Origin of the sequence: Vibrio sp. AH4, assembly GCF_030710545.1 — a bacterium.
GTDB classification, from domain to species: Bacteria; Pseudomonadota; Gammaproteobacteria; order Enterobacterales; family Vibrionaceae; genus Vibrio; species Vibrio metoecus.
The window spans coordinates 590,498-607,187 of record NZ_JALAIV010000001.1; the positions used below are offsets into that span (position 1 = coordinate 590,498).

Genomic DNA, 16,690 nt, shown 5'->3' on the forward strand with positions numbered 1-16,690 from the left:
AAACAGTAAGGGGTAAGTGACCACTTACCCCTTACAACGTTTGAAGTGCCAAAACATTAAGGAACCATGATGCCTGCTCACCGTTCTGATCCTACTTCATCCGTGATTGAGTTGAATGAAGTGGTTTTCGGCTGGCCGGGTGCCAGCACTCCCACCTTGGAGATTGCCCATTTACAGGTCGCCAAAGGGGAACATCTGTTTATCAAAGGCCCAAGTGGCTGTGGCAAATCCACCTTACTGAGTTTATTGACCGGTATTAACCTCGCAACCCAAGGCAGCGTCGCGTTGCTCGGCTGCGATATGCGTACCCTAAGTGCCAGCCAGCGTGATCGCTTTCGTGCTGACCACATTGGTTATATTTTTCAGCAATTTAACTTACTACCTTATCTCTCAGTCTTAGATAACGTGACCTTACCGTGCCATTTTTCCCCGCTGCGCAAACAGCAAGTCAGCGGTTCTTTACTGCAAAAAGCGCAATCGCTCCTAGAAAGGTTACACCTACCCACCGCGTTACTGAATAAACCCGTGACAGAGCTGAGCATCGGCCAGCAGCAACGTGTTGCCGCAGCGCGTGCATTAATTGGAGAGCCCAATCTGATCATCGCCGATGAACCTACATCCGCCCTCGATTTTGATAACCGCGAAGCCTTTATTGCCTTACTGCGTGAAGAAGCGGAGCGTGTCGGCTCAACTTTAGTTTTTGTTAGCCATGATCCAACACTCGAAAAACTCTTTGAGCGTAGTATCCACTTACCGACTCTGAATCGTGCGGGAGGTTGGCAATGAAAGTGATCCTGAATCTGGCGTGGAAAAGTTTACTCAATCGTAAAGCCACGGCACTGCTAACGGTGCTGACCGTTTCCATCGCGGTAGTGTTACTGCTTGGTGTTGAGCGAATCCGTACCCAAGCCAAAGAAAGTTTTGCCAACACTATCTCGGGTACCGATTTGATCGTGGGGGGACGCTCAGGGCAGGTCAATTTGCTGCTCTACTCGGTATTTCGCATTGGTAACGCCACCAACAATATTGATTGGCTAAGCTATCAAGAGTTTAGCCAACATCGCGCAGTCAAATGGACGATTCCCCTCTCCTTAGGTGACTCACACAAAGGGTTTCGCGTTTTAGGCACCAATCACAGTTATTTCGAGCATTATCGTTACGGAAGTAAGCAACCACTGACATTTTCTCAAGGTCGAGAGTTTAACGGCTTGTTTGAAACCGTGATCGGCTCCGATGTGGCCAAAGCCCTCGGTTATCAGGTCGGCAGCAAAGTGGTTATTGCTCACGGCATCAGTGATGTCGGATTTAGTCGCCACGATAATTTACCGTTTACTGTGGTCGGCATCTTGGCTCCGACGGGCACACCCGTGGATAAAACCGTGCATGTATCCTTAGAAGCAATAGAAGCCATTCATGTCGGTTGGGAGTCTGGCGCCAATCTTGGCCATCAACCAAGTGCTGAGCAGCTCGCCAAGCGTGATTTCACGCCTAAACAAATCACCGCGATGCTGATTGGACTTAAATCAAAAATCCAAACTTTTGCCTTGCAGCGGCAGATCAATGACTATCCGGCAGAACCGCTCAGCGCTATCATGCCCGGCGTCGCACTGCATGAGCTGTGGGGCATGATGTCAGTGGCAGAACAAGCCCTGATGGCCGTCTCGGTTTTTGTGGTGATAGCAGGACTGCTCGGCATGCTCAGTAGCTTGCTGACCAGCTTGCAAGAACGGCGTCGAGAGATGTCCATCTTGCGAGCCATGGGGGCAAGACCACAGCATGTGTTTGCTTTGTTGGTAAGCGAAGCCAGCGTGCTGACCCTACTTGGGATTGCGCTGGGAGTGAGTATTCTTTATCTGCTCCTCGCGGTTGCAGCCCCGATGATTGCAAGCCAGTACGGCATTCAAATTGCGCTGACCGGGCTCACGCCTTATGAGTGGCAATTACTCGGCAGTGTGCAACTGGCAGGTATGGTGATTGGCTTTATTCCTGCACTGCGCGCTTATCGGCAGTCGCTCAGTGATGGCATGACCATTCGCTTATAGAAATACAATGGGTGACAGACTCAAAATCAGTTCAGTCACAAGGAAGCATTTAATGAAAATTTTTATGTTGATCGCGAGCCTCGTCATGGCTCCGCTGTATTCAACGCCACTGTGGGCTAATCAAGAAACAACACCCGCTAGCGAGCAGGATGTACTGCAACTCGATTGGTTGGATTTGATCCCCGAGCAAGAGCGTAACTTGTTTGACCAACAAGGGATGCCAATGCCGGATCATAATGGTAATGAACCAGCCAAGCAGCAACACATTGGCAGTGTACGAAGCGAACTCAATGGCAGCCGAGTCAAAATTCCAGGGTTTGTGATCCCATTAGAGGGCGATGATAAAAAAGTCACCGAATTTCTATTGGTACCTTATTTTGGAGCGTGTATCCACGTACCGCCCCCACCACCGAACCAGATCATTTACGTGAAGTTTCCAAAAGGTGCACCCGTTCAAGAGCTGTGGGATGTGATTTATGTGATTGGGGAATTGAAAACAGAATCACTCAGTCATGAGCTTGCCGAGACCGCGTACACCATTCTAGGAACAGAGATCGCCGAATACGACGATATGTAAAACGGATCCTCCCTGCGCTTGCGCGGGGAGGTTACACCAAATATTTCGATAAATACGCCAGTACCGAAAAATAACCGATAAACAAAATGAATAGCGATAGGTACTTGGCCAATTTGCGCTCTTTCCAATACTTCATAGCCACCCCACAAACATTAATAACAACTTTAACAATTTATTATCATTTGTGATAGCACAAAATTGTGCGCTGAGTCCGAGAGTTTCACTGGCTGCTCAGCGGCGAACAGAGTAAATTTTACAGCAGACTATACCCACACTACTTGGAGTTGCAGGTAGGCGGCAAGTGAGTGAACGCCCATGAGCATAGCCAGTACCATTGCGGCATCAAATAAGAGGGAATAACAACCCATAGCAGAGGCTTTCAGGTAGCGCATGGCGGATAATATGACGCCTGTTGTGATCGAGCATGACTCTCAACAGAGCCAAGAGAAACGAACCCACTCCCATTATGTTAAAGACAGCGGTAGCCGAATTTTGGTGATCGCCCGTCATCACGGTTTGGATGCCCAGTTATTAACAGAAACGCCGGAAAACAGCGCGCTAGAACGCGCCGTACAGCGTGAACGCCAACGTAAAGAGCAGCGCCAGAAAAACTTAGAGCAGATCATTAAGCTTGCGCACAGCTCTTGCCGTAATGAAAGCGCTGGCGACCCAGACCAAGATTGGCTATATCGCTTTTTTGATATGGCGCAGGATATTCACAATAGCTCCATGCAGCGCCTGTGGGCGCAAGTGCTGAAACGTGAAGTGACTAATCCCGGCTTTACCTCCATGAAAGCACTGAAGGTGCTGCAGGGTATGACGCCCAAAGAAGCGCAGATTTTACAACGCGCCGCCGCGCTGGCGTGCAGTTTTGGCTCAGACACCAGCTTGAAATTGCTGATTGGCTACAAAGCGCAAAATAGCTTGTTTAGTCTCGGCAAGCGCATTACCACCCAAGCCATCAATATAGGCAATCATCAACTGCCTTATTCCAGCTTGTTGGTATTGATTGAGCTGGGTCTTTTGCACGCAACGGAATTGGAATCGGGCGAGATTGAAGCCGAACCCGCCCTACTCCTTAGCTATCAGGGTAAAAATCTGCATCTGCAGCCGACCAGCAAAGGCGTGCGCCTGATCTATTATCGTTTTAGCCCAACCGGCAATGAACTGTGTCGACTGCTCGGTAACAAACCCAATATGACTTATTACGATCAGTTGGTCGCACTTCTGACTCAGAAATTCACCGTACAGACTGAAGTGAGCAGCAGCTCGATTCACCACACCGTCTGATGACATGCCCTCAATAAAGAGATCAAAAAAGCGACCGGACGGTCGCTTTTGGTTTATTTTGAATCTAAAGAGTTATACCCAACGTTGAATGATATGACGCTCTGCTAACGCCTGTAGGCACTGCGCCACCAACTCATCCACGCTTTTTTCACCCGACGGTAAATCGATATCCGGATTGAGCGGCGCTTCATAGGCGGAATCAATCCCAGTAAATTGGCGAATTTCTCCGGCGCGCGCCTTTTTGTACAAGCCTTTCGGGTCACGCGCTTCGCACACATCGAGTGATGTGTTGACGTACACCTCTAGAAACTCGCCATTTGGCAACAAGTCACGCACCATTTGACGCTCAGCGCGATGGGGTGAAATAAACGCGGTCAGCACAATCAGCCCCGCATCCGCCATCAGCTTGGCAAGCTCACCAATGCGGCGAATGTTTTCCCGTCTATCCTGCTCAGAAAAGCCGAGATCGCTACACAAACCGTGGCGCACGTTATCACCATCTAGCAGATAAGTGTGATACCCAAGCGCCGCTAAACGGTTCTCAAGCGCCCCTGCCACGGTCGATTTGCCCGCACCCGATAAACCGGTAAACCAGAGTACCGCAGGGCGCTGCTGTTTCAGTGCCGCACGTTGCGCTTTATCCACCGCATGACGATGCCACACCACATTCTCTAGCTTGGCATCTTGTTCAAAGCGCAGGCTGTCTGCTTGCTTACTCATCCATCCTCACTCACGCTTTACCTAAGCGGCTTAAATCAATCGCTTGCCAATGTGGGAAGTGCTTACGCACCAAGGCATTGAGCTCAAGTTCAAAGGCTGAAAACGACTCGGTTTGGCCAGTGATATTTTGCAAACTGTCACGCACTAAACCCGCGCCAACGGTCACGTTTGTCAGGCGGTCGATAATGATGAAACCACCGGTATCGGCACAATCCAGATATTTATCCAGCGCGACAGTTTGGGTAAACGTCCACTCGCACAACCCAATCCCATTAAGCGGTAAACTCTCGGCATGGTAGGTCGACAAGTTATTGATGTCGTACTGATGACGCACCGCTTTTACTTGACCGACGGTTTTCTTGCCCGCGATTTTAATATCGTAATCACGCCCCACTTGCAGTGGCTGTTCTGTCATCCACACCACATCCGCCAACAAATGATTAGTGCTGTCGACTTGCGCACTTTCCAGCACAATCAAGTCACCACGGCTAATATCAATTTCATCAGCCAGTGTCAAAGTGACCGCCAAACCGGCTTGTGCTTGAGGCAAATCGCCATCAAAAGTCACAATCCTTGTCACGGTTGAGGTTTTCCCCGATGGTAGCGCTTTGATTTTATCGCCGACTTTCACCACTCCAGAAGCAATCGTACCCGCGAAGCCGCGAAAATCGAGGTTAGGACGATTCACATACTGTACTGGGAAGCGAAACGCGCCACTGCTCTTGTCGCGATCAATATCGACATTTTCCAGTAGCTCAAGCAGTGATGGGCCTTGATACCAATCCATCAAACGGCTTTTTTCGACCACGTTATCGCCTTCCAATGCCGAAAGCGGGATGATCTGAATCTCGGTCTCTCCCTGTAAATGCTTTGAAAACTCAAGATATTCTGCGCGGATCTGTTCAAAACGATCTTGCGAATAATCGACCAGATCCATTTTGTTGACCGCCACAATAAAGTGTTTCAAGCCAAGTAAGTTGGAGATAAATGAGTGACGACGCGTTTGATCCAGCACGCCTTTACGCGCGTCAATCAAGATCACCGCCAGATCACAAGTCGATGCGCCTGTCGCCATATTACGGGTGTACTGCTCATGCCCCGGTGTATCGGCAATGATGAATTTGCGCTTCTGAGTTGAGAAATAACGATACGCCACATCAATCGTGATGCCTTGCTCACGCTCCGCTTGCAAGCCATCCACCAGCAGCGCTAAGTCTGGGCGACTGCCCGTGGTGCCAACCCGCTGGCTATCGTTATGGACGGCGGCCAGTTGATCTTCATAAATCTGCTTTGAATCGTGGAGCAAACGACCGATCAGAGTGCTTTTACCATCATCGACCGAGCCACAAGTTAAGAATCTCAGTAAGGATTTGTGTTGATGCTGATTGAGGTAACCTTCAATACCGAGCTCAGCAAGCTGTTCTTTCACTGCATTGTTCATACGCTTTCCTTCGATCCTTAGAAGTAACCTTGACGTTTTTTCAGTTCCATTGATCCCGACTGATCGTGGTCGATCGCACGGCCTTGGCGCTCACTGGAAGTCGCCACCAGCATCTCTTCAATAATCTCGGTCAATGTATTGGCTTGTGACTCGATGGCTCCGGTGAGTGGGTAACAGCCTAAGGTGCGAAAACGCACGCTCTTGTGCTCAATCTGTTCACCTTCGCGCAGCTTCATACGATCATCGTCCACCATGATCAGCATGCCATCACGCTGTACGACTGGGCGGACATCCGCCAGATAGAGCGGAACAATCTCAATGTTTTCCAAATAGATGTATTGCCAGATATCCAGCTCCGTCCAATTCGAGAGCGGGAACACCCGAATGCTTTCACCTTTGTTGATCTGGCCGTTATAGGTGCGCCATAGCTCTGGGCGCTGGTTTTTCGGATCCCAAGTGTGGTTTTTATCGCGAAAAGAGTAGACACGCTCTTTGGCACGCGACTTCTCTTCATCACGACGCGCACCACCAAAGGCCGCATCAAAGCCATATTTGTTCAACGCCTGCTTCAAGCCTTGGGTTTTCATGATGTCGGTGTGCTTAGAGGAGCCGTGATCAAATGGGTTGATCCCCGCCGCCAAACCTTCTGGATTTTTATGCACGATAAGATCAAAGCCGTACTTTTTGGCCGTCGCATCACGAAACGTAATCATGTCACGAAACTTCCAGTCGGTATCCACGTGCAACAAAGGAAAAGGGATCTTGCCCGGATAAAACGCTTTGCGCGTTAAATGCAGCATCACCGATGAATCCTTGCCAATCGAGTACATCATCACCGGATTATCAAATTCGGCCGCCACTTCACGAATGATGTGGATACTTTCTGCTTCCAACTGTTTTAAATGGGTTAAACGTTGTTGATCCATTTTTCCTGCTTCCTTTTCGCTTGCCTGACGGCTGGGCACTGCACGTTGGCAACGCCATATCTTTTAAATCATGAGTAATGAACAAAGGGATGAACACTCACCCTTAAGCCGATTGCACAGCAGCAAGCGGCTCAGTTTGATGACGCTCACCAAACCAGTGCAGTTTGTTCGCCAGCGCCACCACTTCGCCCACCACAATCAACGCGGGTGATTGCGCCTGAATCGCCAAACTTGGCAAGGTTTGCAGTGTTCCAATCAGCACCTTCTGACTAGTTTGTGTACCGCGTTCAATGATCGCCACCGGCGTGTTAGCATCACGGCCATGTTGCTGGAGCTGCTCAGCAATCGCAGCGGCATTACTTAAGCCCATATAAATCACTAAGGTTTGCTGCCCACGCGCCAGTGTTGACCAATCCAAATCCTCGGCTTGGGCTTTTAAATGCCCCGTCACAAATAAAGCGGATTGAGCGTAGTCACGATGAGTCAATGGAATACCGGCGTACGCGGTTGCACCTGCTGCGGCGGTAATGCCGGGGACAATCTGGAATTTCACGCCTGCCTCAAACAGCACTTCCAACTCTTCACCACCACGACCAAACATGAAGGGATCGCCACCTTTAATGCGCACCACTCGATAGCCTTGGCGGGCAAAGTCCACCAACAACTGGTTAGTTTTTTCTTGCGGCACACTATGGTGACCCGCACGTTTGCCAACGCAGACTAAAATCGTTTCTGTCGGAATCAACGCCATGATGTCATCGGAGACTAAGTAGTCGTACAGCACCACATCCGCTTGCTGTAGGTAGCTGAGCGCTTTTACCGTCAAGAGCTCAGGGTCGCCCGGCCCTGCGCCCACCAATGCCACTTCACCCGCTTGCAGTTGGCTGCGCGTCGCACGCGAATAACTTGAGCCTTCCACAACGGCTAAGCGAGGGGTTTTACGAAAGGGGGTCACCGCATCCTGCGCCATAATCTTGATCCTAAATTGGTCTGTTACAGGCATTATGAGCAGTTCTATTTATTACCTGAAATTCTATAATTTCATTTTTTATTCCAAAAGCTGATATAAGCGGAGCGAAATGGGCGTATCGAAATAAGATCAGCCGATTGCTCGACCAACTCTGCGCAAGAGCAGCATGCTAACTGGGAGCAAGGGGGCAATTTTGGATAAAGGTATCGCGCCACATCACAAATTAGTGATGTGTGAAATCGTTGTTTCATAGACTTTTGTTACATTTATCGAGTTGTTTTGTATTTCCCCCTCTAACACTCATTTTGGAGCCTGTGATGACCATGATGATCAAACCTGTTTCTTTAGCAGTTCTCGGCGGCTTATTGGCCATGGCCGGTCCTGCAATGGCCGATACAATCAAACTGCGCATTGTTGAAACCACGGATATTCATACCAACTTGATGGATTATGACTACTACAAAGATAAAGCCTCCGATCAAATTGGCCTCACACGTGCGGCAACGCTAGTGAAACAAGCCCGTGCCGAAGTCGACAACAGCGTGTTGGTGGATAACGGTGACTTGATTCAAGGCAGCCCAATGGGCGATTACATGGCGGATAAAGGCATTAAAGCCGGCGAAGTACACCCGGTTTACAAAGCGATGAATCCACTGGGCTACGATGTGGGCAACATTGGTAACCATGAATTCAACTACGGTCTCGATTTCTTAAAAGAGACCATCAACGATGCCGCATTCCCCTATATCAATGCCAACGTATTGGATGCCAAAACCGGTCAGCATCTGTTCACACCCTACGTGATTAAAGAGCACAGCCTCAAAGATACCGATGGTCAAATGCATACCATCAAAATCGGTTATATCGGCTTTGTACCACCGCAAATCATGGTGTGGGATAAGAAGAATCTTGAAGGCAAAGTCACCGCAGCTGACATCAAACAGACCGCAGAAAAATTCATTCCCGAAATGAGAGCACAAGGCGCTGACGTGATTGTGGCCATCCCGCACTCTGGGATCAGCACCGATGAATACCAAGCGGGCGCAGAAAACTCGGTTTACTACCTGACTCAAGTGAAAGGCATTGATGCGATTGCGTTTGGCCACTCACACGCCGTATTCCCAAGCAAAGATTTTGCGAACGTACCGGGCGCGGACATCGATAAAGGCACCATCAATGGTGTTACTGCCGTAATGCCGGGGCGCTGGGGTAGCCATGTTGGGGTGATGGATCTGACGCTGGAAAAACAACAAGGCCGTTGGGCCGTCACTTCCGGTCAATCGGAAGCTCGCCCTATCTTTGATAAAGCCAACAAAAAAGCCCTCGTTGAAGCCGATGCCGCAATGGTAAAAGTGCTGCAAGACGATCACAAAGGCACTCGTGAGTTCGTCAATCAACCGATTGGTAAAGCCAACGATGTGATGTACAGCTTCTTGTCGCTGGTACAAGATGACCCGACCGTACAAATCGTGAACTTGGCGCAAAAAGATTATGTGGAACGCTTTATTCAAGGCGATCCAAACCTTGATGGTTTGCCAGTGCTGTCGGCTGCCGCGCCTTTCAAAGCCGGTGGCCGTAAAGATGACCCCAACGGTTTTACCGAAGTGGAAGCGGGTGAGCTCACCTTCCGTAACGCAGCCGATCTTTACCTGTACCCGAACACCTTAGTCACCATGAAAGTGAGCGGTCAGCAGCTTAAAGAGTGGTTGGAGTGTTCAGCAGGCCAGTTTAATCAAATTGATGTGACGTCTAGCGCACCGCAATCGCTCATCAACTGGGATGGTTTCCGAACTTATAACTTTGATGTGATTGATGGCGTCAATTACCAAATCGATGTGACTCAACCTGCACGCTACGACGGCGACTGCAAACTGATCAATCCTAAATCACAGCGTATCGTGCAACTGAGCTACCAAGGTAAACCGATCAATGACAAACAGACGTTCTTGATTGCCACCAACAACTATCGCGCTTATAGCAATAAGTTTGCAGGGACAGGTGCTAAGTTTGTTGCGTTTGATTCGCCCGATGAAAACCGCACAGTGGTTGCCGATTACATTGCGCGAGTAAGCAAGGAGAAAGGTGAAGTAACACCAAGTGCGGACAACAACTGGTCATTTGCTCCAATTTCCAGCAAAACCAAGCTGGATATCCGCTTTGAAACCTCACCAAGCGAGAAAGCAGCCCAGTTTATCAAGCAAAAAGGCCAATATCCGATGACCCAAGTTGCTACCGATGAGGTCGGCTTTGCGGTGTATCGTATCGACCTACAAAAATAAGCACCGATAACCCAATATTGAAGCGGCAACCAACACGGCTGCGGCTTCAAGTCACCAGAGTTATCACGTAAAGTAAACAGCCACCCTAAGTGGCTGTTTCTCTTTTTCTATGAGGCTTTTATGCAAGCGCAGTTTCAAGCTTATCTCAAACAGCATGGCTTTTCGGATGCCGAGTGCACGCAGCTACAAAGCGTTGCCCAACCATTAGAGTTACCCACCCGGCATATTTTGGTTGCGCAAGGCGAGCAAACACCGTTTGCGTATTGGGTGTTAGAAGGGCTGTGCCACGCTTGTTATCTCACCGAAGAGGGGAAAAGTTTCAGTAAAGAGTTCTACTGGGAGCAAGATTGGGCCATCGGTTTTGAAAACCTGATCCGCGGCCAAGGTTCGCCATTTATGTTAGAGACCTTATCCCCCGTACAATTGGTAGGTGTACCGATTGAAGTATTGCGGGAATGGCGTGCAAGTCACCACCCTCTTTATCAGCGTTTGCTGGAAACCCAACTGCTGTACAAGGAGCAAAAAGAGCGCTTTATGTTGCTTTATCGGCCTGAGCAGCGCTATCAAGTGATGTGCGCGCAATTTCCGGAGTTGATGGAGCGGCTTTGCGATCACCACATCGCCGCTTATTTGGGGATCACGCCGATCAGTCTCAGCCGCATCAAAGCACGGCTGAGAAATCATGCGTGAGATTATTTGAGTAAACGAGCGCGGAACTGGCGTCCCTTCATCTTACCGTTGGCGATTTTATTCAGTGCTTTATGGGCAATTTTCTTCTGTACGGCCACATAAGCGCGCATCGGGAACAGGTTGATCTTGCCGATATGCTCCGCAGTCAGTTCGCCATCACTGGTCAGCGCGCCAAGAATATCTCCCGGGCGTACCTTGTCTTTCTTACCACCATCAATCTGGATGGTCACCATGTTAGCGGCGTAAGGACGCGCACCCGCAGTAGGTTGTGGCAAGCTAGAAGGCACAATCTCGATATCCATGTACTCATCAATTTGTGCTACGCGGTAGCTCTCATTGTCGCTAAAGAAGCTAAACGCCAAGCCTTTACTCCCCGCGCGGCCGGTACGGCCGATGCGATGTACATGCACTTCAGGATCGCGTGACAAATCGTAGTTAAACACCGCATCGAGGTTATCCACATCCAGACCGCGAGCCGCGACATCAGTCGCGACCAGAATAGAAATGCTCTTATTAGCAAACTGCACTAGAGCTTGGTCACGCTCACGCTGCTCCATATCACCATGCAGTTCAATCACGCTAAAACCGCTTTGATGCAGCGCATCCGCAACATTCTGTACTTCACGCTTGGTATTACAAAACACCACGGAAGAGGTGGGTTGATGGTGCAGCAGTAAAGTTTCCAGCGCTTCATCACGCGCAGCACTGCCATCTACCTTGTAAAAATATTGGCGAATGCTCGAAGTATCATGGGTCGCCTCGACTTTGATCATCATCGCATTGCGAGTCACACTTTGTGCGATCTGCTCAATACTGGCTGGGTAAGTGGCACTAAACAGCAAGGTTTGACGTTGGGTTGGCGCGGCGGCGATGATCGCTTCCAGTGCTTCTTGGAAGCCCATTTCGAGCATGCGATCGGCTTCATCCAATACCAGTGTATTGAGTTCACTCAGATCGATACGATCTTTACTCAAGTGATCCAAAATTCGTCCCGGCGTGCCTACCAAAATATGTGCGCCATGCTCAAGGGAACCGATCTGCGGTCCCATCGGCATACCGCCGCACAGAGTCAGCACTTTGATGTTGTGGATAGTACGCCCCAAAGTACGAATGTCGGTTGCCACTTGGTCAGCCAACTCACGCGTTGGACACAACACTAGGGCTTGCACGCGAAAGCGTTTCACATTGAGATTTGATAATACCCCAAGACCAAACGCCGCCGTTTTGCCTGAGCCCGTTTTTCCTTGGCCAATCACATCCTGTCCATTGAGGATTGCGGGAAGAGATTGCGCCTGAATCGGAGTCATAGAAGCAAACCCCATTGTTTCAAGGTTAGCGAGTAATTCAGGCTTCAAATTCAAAGCTGCAAAAGAGTTGGCGTTCAAGGGGTGTCCTCAGTGTGACGAAAAAAGAAGCGCTATTATCGTCATTTTGCTCGCGAGCTCCAGTGAATCTTGATTTAAATTTTCTTGCTTGCCCTTAACCTTTGTTAACGCTGGTTTTTGCGCGGCCTGTTACAGTACTGCTATTCATATTCGTAGAGATCTTATATTCAAGGAGATAAAGATGATCACCTGGCAATGTATCCCTTTTTGCCAATTAACCACCGCACAGCTGTACGATCTACTAAAACTCCGTGTGGATGTTTTTGTGGTGGAACAGACCTGCCCTTACCCAGAGTTGGATAACAAAGATCGCGTCAGCGGTGTGCATCATTTACTTGGCTATCAAGATCAAGAGTTGGTGGCTTGTGCTCGTTTGCTGCCAATCGGCATCAGTTACCCAAGTGTCAGTATTGGCCGAGTGGCGACGAAGGCTAGCGCACGTGGTAATGGCTTAGGCCATCAGTTACTGCAAACAGCACTTGAGCATTGCCAACACTTATGGCCGCAGCAATCGATTGAAATTGGGGCTCAGGAACATCTGCGGGAGTTTTATGGCCGTTATGGTTTTGTGGCCACCTCAGAGACCTATCTGGAAGATGGCATTCCCCATATCGACATGAAAAGAGCTTAATCATGAATCGTGCAACGTTGGCCGTGTGGCTGCTGATCTTGGGTAACTTAGCGGCCTCACTCTCTGATGTGGCGGTTAAAATGCTGCAAGGCGAGGTGGTGCCGTTCCAATACATGTTTCTACGCCAATTGTTCGCATTTGTTCTGATTTGGCCACTTTGGCGACGCCAACCCAAAGTCTTACGTCAACTGCATGATCCTAAAGTCACTTGGGTACGCGCTCACCTAGTGCTTTTCGGTGCGGGTTGCATGGTGGTCGCCATTTCGTATCTGCCTTTGGCCTCCGCCAATGCAGTTTTTTACGCCGCACCACTGCTCATGTTGCCGCTTTCCATCTTATTTCTGAAAGAGAAGCCTAGCCGTAGCAAGATAGTGGCAACAGTAACCGGATTTATCGGGGTATTGATTGTATTGCGACCATCGCAGTTCCATTGGGCTGCGCTGTTTGCCCTAGGCACAGCATTTTCACTGGCGCTATTTAACCTACTGGCCCGCACAATCCCAGAGCGCCAACCCGTGATCACCACATTGATGTGGACATCACTTTTTTCATTACCGATTTCAGGGTTATTGGCAGCGGCTTATTGGCAACCATTAACCCTAAACCAATGGTTATGGATTGCTGCCAGCGCAGGCCTGATCTTGCTGTACAACGGATTTGCTGTTGCCGCCTATCAAAAAGCGCCAGCCAGTCAAATCGCACTGGCTGAATATTCGGGGCTAATCTTTGTCGCTGCCTTTGGGGCAATTGGGTTTGGTGAGCTTTTAGATGCGCTAACTTGGCTTGGCATAGGAATGATTATCCTGCCTTTACTACCGAGTGCACTGTTAGTGAAGTGGTGGGGATTACTTACTGCGCCCAAAACCGCCGTCAGAGAGTCGGAAGAACATCACTGATTGGTTATTGCGCTCCAGCTGCAAAATGTCCAGTTGACCATTTTCAGCCAATTTGAAACGGATGAGTTGCCCCGCTTGGATTTGACTCAATGGTTTATCCGAACCTTCCACTTTGACCAAGGCATTGATATCGGTGAGTGGCAGCTCGTTATTGCGAAATACCTGAGACAGCGTATCCCCTTGGCGAACAACGTACTCTTGCCAAGCTGAAGATTTGAGTTCTGCTTGAGCTTGAGTGCGTTGTTCGCTCAAGCTTTGAGTATTCATCCCCACCTCAATCCGTTTCGGTGTCGAAGCGGCTTCGTTCACCGCTTCTTGCTTATCCGGCAGAGGGATCACCATCAAAACCAGTACCGCTGGTGTTAACACCATCAAGCCACGACGATGGCGCAGAGGGAGCCGCAACCAAAGCTCGCGAAGTTGTTGGCGATATCGAGGCCAATCCAATTGCTGCCAGTACACTTGTACTTGGGCAAGATAATCAGTTTGCTGCGGCTTCTTGTGGCGGCGGTTCATGTTCAAAGTCCTTTAATTACTTGCCCACAGTATAAAAATTCATGAGGTTAGAGTATAGAGTCGAGTAACTTTAAAGCCAAAGCTTGACACAATCTTGATGTTTTTCGCTGAACTTTCTGCGACACGTCACACCGAAACCCGTCAAGCGATTTAGGGCTAAACGTTTCATCACACGATCTAACCTGTTATTCTGTCGCCTTTATTGAACGACCAAGAGTGACTTTTATGTCTGAAGTGAAATTTGAAACCGTAGAACAAAAAGCCAGCTACGGCATCGGCCTGCAAATGGGTCAGCAACTCGCAGGTAGTGGCCTAGAAGGTCTGAATGTCGCAGCCATTGCTGCAGGCATCGCAACCGCACTGGTGGGTGAACAGCCAGCTATCTCTATCGATGAAATCAACCAAGCACTACACGCCATTCACATGCGCGCTGAAGAAGCTCGCCAAGAAGCAGCAAAAGCAGCTGCGTCTGAAGGTGAAGCGTTCCTGAAAGACAACGCTCTGCGTTCAGAAGTGACGGTTCTTGACTCTGGTTTGCAATATGAAGTGTTGGTTGAAGGCAATGGCGCTATCCCAACGGCAGACAAATCAGTTCGCGTTCACTACCATGGCCAGTTGGTTGATGGTACCGTTTTCGACAGTTCAGTCTCTCGTGGTCAACCCGCTGAATTCCCGGTGACAGGCGTGATCCGCGGTTGGGTTGAAGCGCTACAACTTATGCCTGTAGGCTCTAAGTGGAAACTCTATATTCCACAAGACCTTGCATATGGTGAGCGTGGTGCTGGTGCAGCTATTCCACCATTCGCCGCTTTAGTGTTTGAAGTAGAACTGCTGGATATTCTGTAAGCACAGTCTTCACATTCGCAATATTGTGACAAAGAGCGACCTTAACGGTCGCTCTTTTTTGTATAGAGAAAACCCCCAGCTAGGCTGGGGGTTCCGTAAAGCTTTCAGCTATAAGTCAGTTATAAAGCCCCTTTCAATTTGTTAAAACACTCTTGCGGTCTGGCAACTGCGAGAGTTAAACAGAAATTGAAAGGGGGTCCCAATGGGGGACGAAAAGAGCTTAGCGCACACGCGCTGGAACTGTAAATACCACATAGTCTTTGCACCGAAATATCGACGTCAGGTGTTCTACGGAGAAAAACGTAGAGCAGTGGGAGAAATATTGAGGAAACTATGTGAATGGAAAAATGTGAACATTCTTGAAGCAGAGTGCTGTTCGGATCATATCCACATGCTTTTAGAAATTCCGCCGAAAATGAGCGTTTCAGCTTTTATGGGATACTTGAAAGGTAAAAGTAGCCTAATGCTTTATGAACGATTCGGAGATTTGAAATTTAAATATCGGAATCGGGAATTTTGGTGCCGAGGGTATTATGTAGATACGGTTGGTAAAAATACGACCAAGATACAGAACTACATAAAGCATCAGTTGGAGCAGGATAAAATGGGAGAGCAATTGTCGATCCCATATGCAGGAAGCCCGTTTACGGGCCGTAATTAATCGTCATATGCAAATGTCAGATCGTAATGCGCCTGTTAGGGTGCTGCTTGTAAGAAAGCCTTATAGGCGCATATGAAAAACCTCCGGCTATGCCGGAGGATATTTTTTTTCATTACACTCTATCTTTCTATTTGAAGTGACAGCAGAAGTGCTCATCGAGAGTCCCCGTCGCTTTAAACAGTTTGGATAGACTTTTTTGCTTACTACTTTGCTCTGAAACGTCAAAGAGTAGGAAATAGTTACGCGCTTTAAATGGAGAGTGATCATGCACTATCGCGTTGCTGCTATATTAATCTCAACTCTTGCCAGCACGTCTGTACTGGCGTTTCCAAAACTCAACTCATTGGGCTCAGATGACCTTGCTGGTTTGGTCGGTCAAACACTTTCACAATCCAAAGCGACGCAAGATTTGCTCACTCAATTTACTAGCCAATTACCACTCTCCCCACAACAAGCGGGAGGCGGAGTGGCAACATTGCTCACGCAAGCGCAAAACAATCTTACTGCTGATCAAAGCAATGAGCTAAATCAGCTAATTCCCAGCCTCAATGAATTGACTGGACTCATCCCTAATCAAAATCTCAGCACCATTTTGCAACGCAAAGAAGTAAACCAAGCCTTTAATACATTAGGACTGGATGCCAGCATGGTCGAACAATTTGTACCGGTTTTAATGCAATATTTGACACAGCAAGGTGCAAGCCAAAACCTGTTAGAGTCGCTAGGCAAACTGTGGCAGTAGTACCACATAACCTATCGAGATAGAGTGCAAGTAAAAGTCAATGACTCACCTTACTTGCCAAAATAAGGCAGAAAGCAG

General features: G+C 48.9%; 17 protein-coding genes. 11 read left to right on the plus strand and 6 right to left on the minus strand.

Annotation, left to right across the window (positions count from 1 at the left end; all coding sequences use genetic code 11):
• Positions 1 to 69: 69 nt before the first annotated feature.
• From MKA69_RS02800 to MKA69_RS02815, 4 genes are all read left to right on the plus strand, one after another.
• Positions 70 to 786: an ABC transporter ATP-binding protein gene (locus tag MKA69_RS02800; RefSeq protein ID WP_001110883.1), complete on the plus strand. Its 717-nt coding sequence runs from the start codon at positions 70 to 72 to the stop codon at positions 784 to 786.
• Positions 783 to 2,042: an FtsX-like permease family protein gene (locus MKA69_RS02805; RefSeq protein WP_055029233.1), complete on the plus strand. Its 1,260-nt coding sequence runs from the start codon at positions 783 to 785 to the stop codon at positions 2,040 to 2,042. The genes MKA69_RS02800 and MKA69_RS02805 overlap by 4 nt, the downstream gene beginning before the upstream one ends.
• A 52-nt stretch (positions 2,043 to 2,094) precedes the next feature.
• Positions 2,095 to 2,619: a DUF3299 domain-containing protein gene (locus tag MKA69_RS02810; protein WP_000689141.1), complete on the plus strand. Its 525-nt coding sequence runs from the start codon at positions 2,095 to 2,097 to the stop codon at positions 2,617 to 2,619.
• Positions 2,620 to 3,009: 390 nt separating this feature from the next.
• Complete coding sequence (locus MKA69_RS02815) at positions 3,010 to 3,909, plus strand: TIGR03899 family protein (RefSeq protein ID WP_305847473.1); 900 nt, start codon at positions 3,010 to 3,012, stop codon at positions 3,907 to 3,909.
• Positions 3,910 to 3,981: 72 nt separating this feature from the next.
• On the opposite strand, the gene cysC is transcribed toward MKA69_RS02815, so the two are convergent.
• The 4 genes from cysC to cobA form a co-directional block, all read right to left on the minus strand.
• Positions 3,982 to 4,629 carry an adenylyl-sulfate kinase gene (gene cysC / locus MKA69_RS02820; protein ID WP_305847474.1) on the minus strand — a complete coding sequence of 216 codons (648 nt, stop codon included), beginning with the start codon at positions 4,627 to 4,629 and terminating at the stop codon, positions 3,982 to 3,984.
• Positions 4,630 to 4,639: 10 nt separating this feature from the next.
• Entirely contained in the window at positions 4,640 to 6,070 is a 1,431-nt protein-coding gene (gene cysN / locus MKA69_RS02825; RefSeq protein ID WP_001057925.1) for a sulfate adenylyltransferase subunit CysN, read from the minus strand.
• A 17-nt stretch (positions 6,071 to 6,087) separates the two neighbouring features.
• The gene (gene cysD, locus MKA69_RS02830; protein WP_305847475.1) at positions 6,088 to 7,035 is read right to left on the minus strand and encodes a sulfate adenylyltransferase subunit CysD; all 948 of its coding nucleotides are present in this window, start codon (positions 7,033 to 7,035) and stop codon (positions 6,088 to 6,090) included.
• A 64-nt stretch (positions 7,036 to 7,099) separates the two neighbouring features.
• Entirely contained in the window at positions 7,100 to 7,966 is an 867-nt protein-coding gene (gene cobA / locus MKA69_RS02835; protein WP_305847476.1) for a uroporphyrinogen-III C-methyltransferase, read from the minus strand.
• Positions 7,967 to 8,337: 371 nt separating this feature from the next.
• On the opposite strand from cobA, the gene cpdB reads away from it, so the two are divergent.
• Both cpdB and MKA69_RS02845 read left to right on the plus strand, forming a co-directional pair.
• The gene (cpdB, locus tag MKA69_RS02840) at positions 8,338 to 10,245 is read left to right on the plus strand and encodes a 2',3'-cyclic-nucleotide 2'-phosphodiesterase (protein ID WP_229600239.1); all 1,908 of its coding nucleotides are present in this window, start codon (positions 8,338 to 8,340) and stop codon (positions 10,243 to 10,245) included.
• A 120-nt stretch (positions 10,246 to 10,365) separates the two neighbouring features.
• Complete coding sequence (locus MKA69_RS02845; RefSeq protein WP_055029228.1) at positions 10,366 to 10,935, plus strand: Crp/Fnr family transcriptional regulator; 570 nt, start codon at positions 10,366 to 10,368, stop codon at positions 10,933 to 10,935.
• A 2-nt stretch (positions 10,936 to 10,937) separates the two neighbouring features.
• Here MKA69_RS02845 and dbpA read toward each other — a convergent pair whose 3' ends face one another.
• Positions 10,938 to 12,320, minus strand: a complete 1,383-nt coding sequence (gene dbpA, locus MKA69_RS02850) for an ATP-dependent RNA helicase DbpA (protein WP_055030916.1) — start codon at positions 12,318 to 12,320, stop codon at positions 10,938 to 10,940.
• Between the two features lie 181 nt (positions 12,321 to 12,501).
• Between dbpA and MKA69_RS02855 the strand changes: the two genes are divergently transcribed.
• Positions 12,502 to 12,951 carry a GNAT family N-acetyltransferase gene (locus MKA69_RS02855; RefSeq protein WP_055029226.1) on the plus strand — a complete coding sequence of 150 codons (450 nt, stop codon included), beginning with the start codon at positions 12,502 to 12,504 and terminating at the stop codon, positions 12,949 to 12,951.
• A 2-nt stretch (positions 12,952 to 12,953) separates the two neighbouring features.
• On the plus strand, positions 12,954 to 13,847 hold the full coding sequence (locus MKA69_RS02860) for a DMT family transporter (RefSeq protein WP_055029225.1): 894 nt from the start codon (positions 12,954 to 12,956) through the stop codon (positions 13,845 to 13,847).
• Here the strand turns inward: MKA69_RS02860 and MKA69_RS02865 are convergent.
• A complete protein-coding gene (locus MKA69_RS02865; protein ID WP_001081786.1) occupies positions 13,797 to 14,363 on the minus strand; it encodes a LysM-like peptidoglycan-binding domain-containing protein in 567 nt (188 codons plus the stop codon). The genes MKA69_RS02860 and MKA69_RS02865 overlap by 51 nt on opposite strands.
• 225 nt (positions 14,364 to 14,588) lie before the next feature.
• Here MKA69_RS02865 and MKA69_RS02870 point away from each other — a divergent pair, with 225 nt between their 5' ends.
• The 3 genes from MKA69_RS02870 to MKA69_RS02880 all read left to right on the plus strand — a co-directional run bounded on the left by MKA69_RS02870 (position 14,589) and on the right by MKA69_RS02880 (position 16,612).
• Positions 14,589 to 15,209: an FKBP-type peptidyl-prolyl cis-trans isomerase gene (locus tag MKA69_RS02870; protein ID WP_000005599.1), complete on the plus strand. Its 621-nt coding sequence runs from the start codon at positions 14,589 to 14,591 to the stop codon at positions 15,207 to 15,209.
• A 202-nt stretch (positions 15,210 to 15,411) separates the two neighbouring features.
• Entirely contained in the window at positions 15,412 to 15,870 is a 459-nt protein-coding gene (gene tnpA, locus MKA69_RS02875) for an IS200/IS605 family transposase (protein WP_055027481.1), read from the plus strand.
• A gap of 265 nt (positions 15,871 to 16,135) precedes the next feature.
• Positions 16,136 to 16,612, plus strand: coding sequence for a DUF2780 domain-containing protein (locus tag MKA69_RS02880; RefSeq protein ID WP_000559374.1), 477 nt, complete (start codon positions 16,136 to 16,138; stop codon positions 16,610 to 16,612).
• Positions 16,613 to 16,690: the final 78 nt, after the last annotated feature.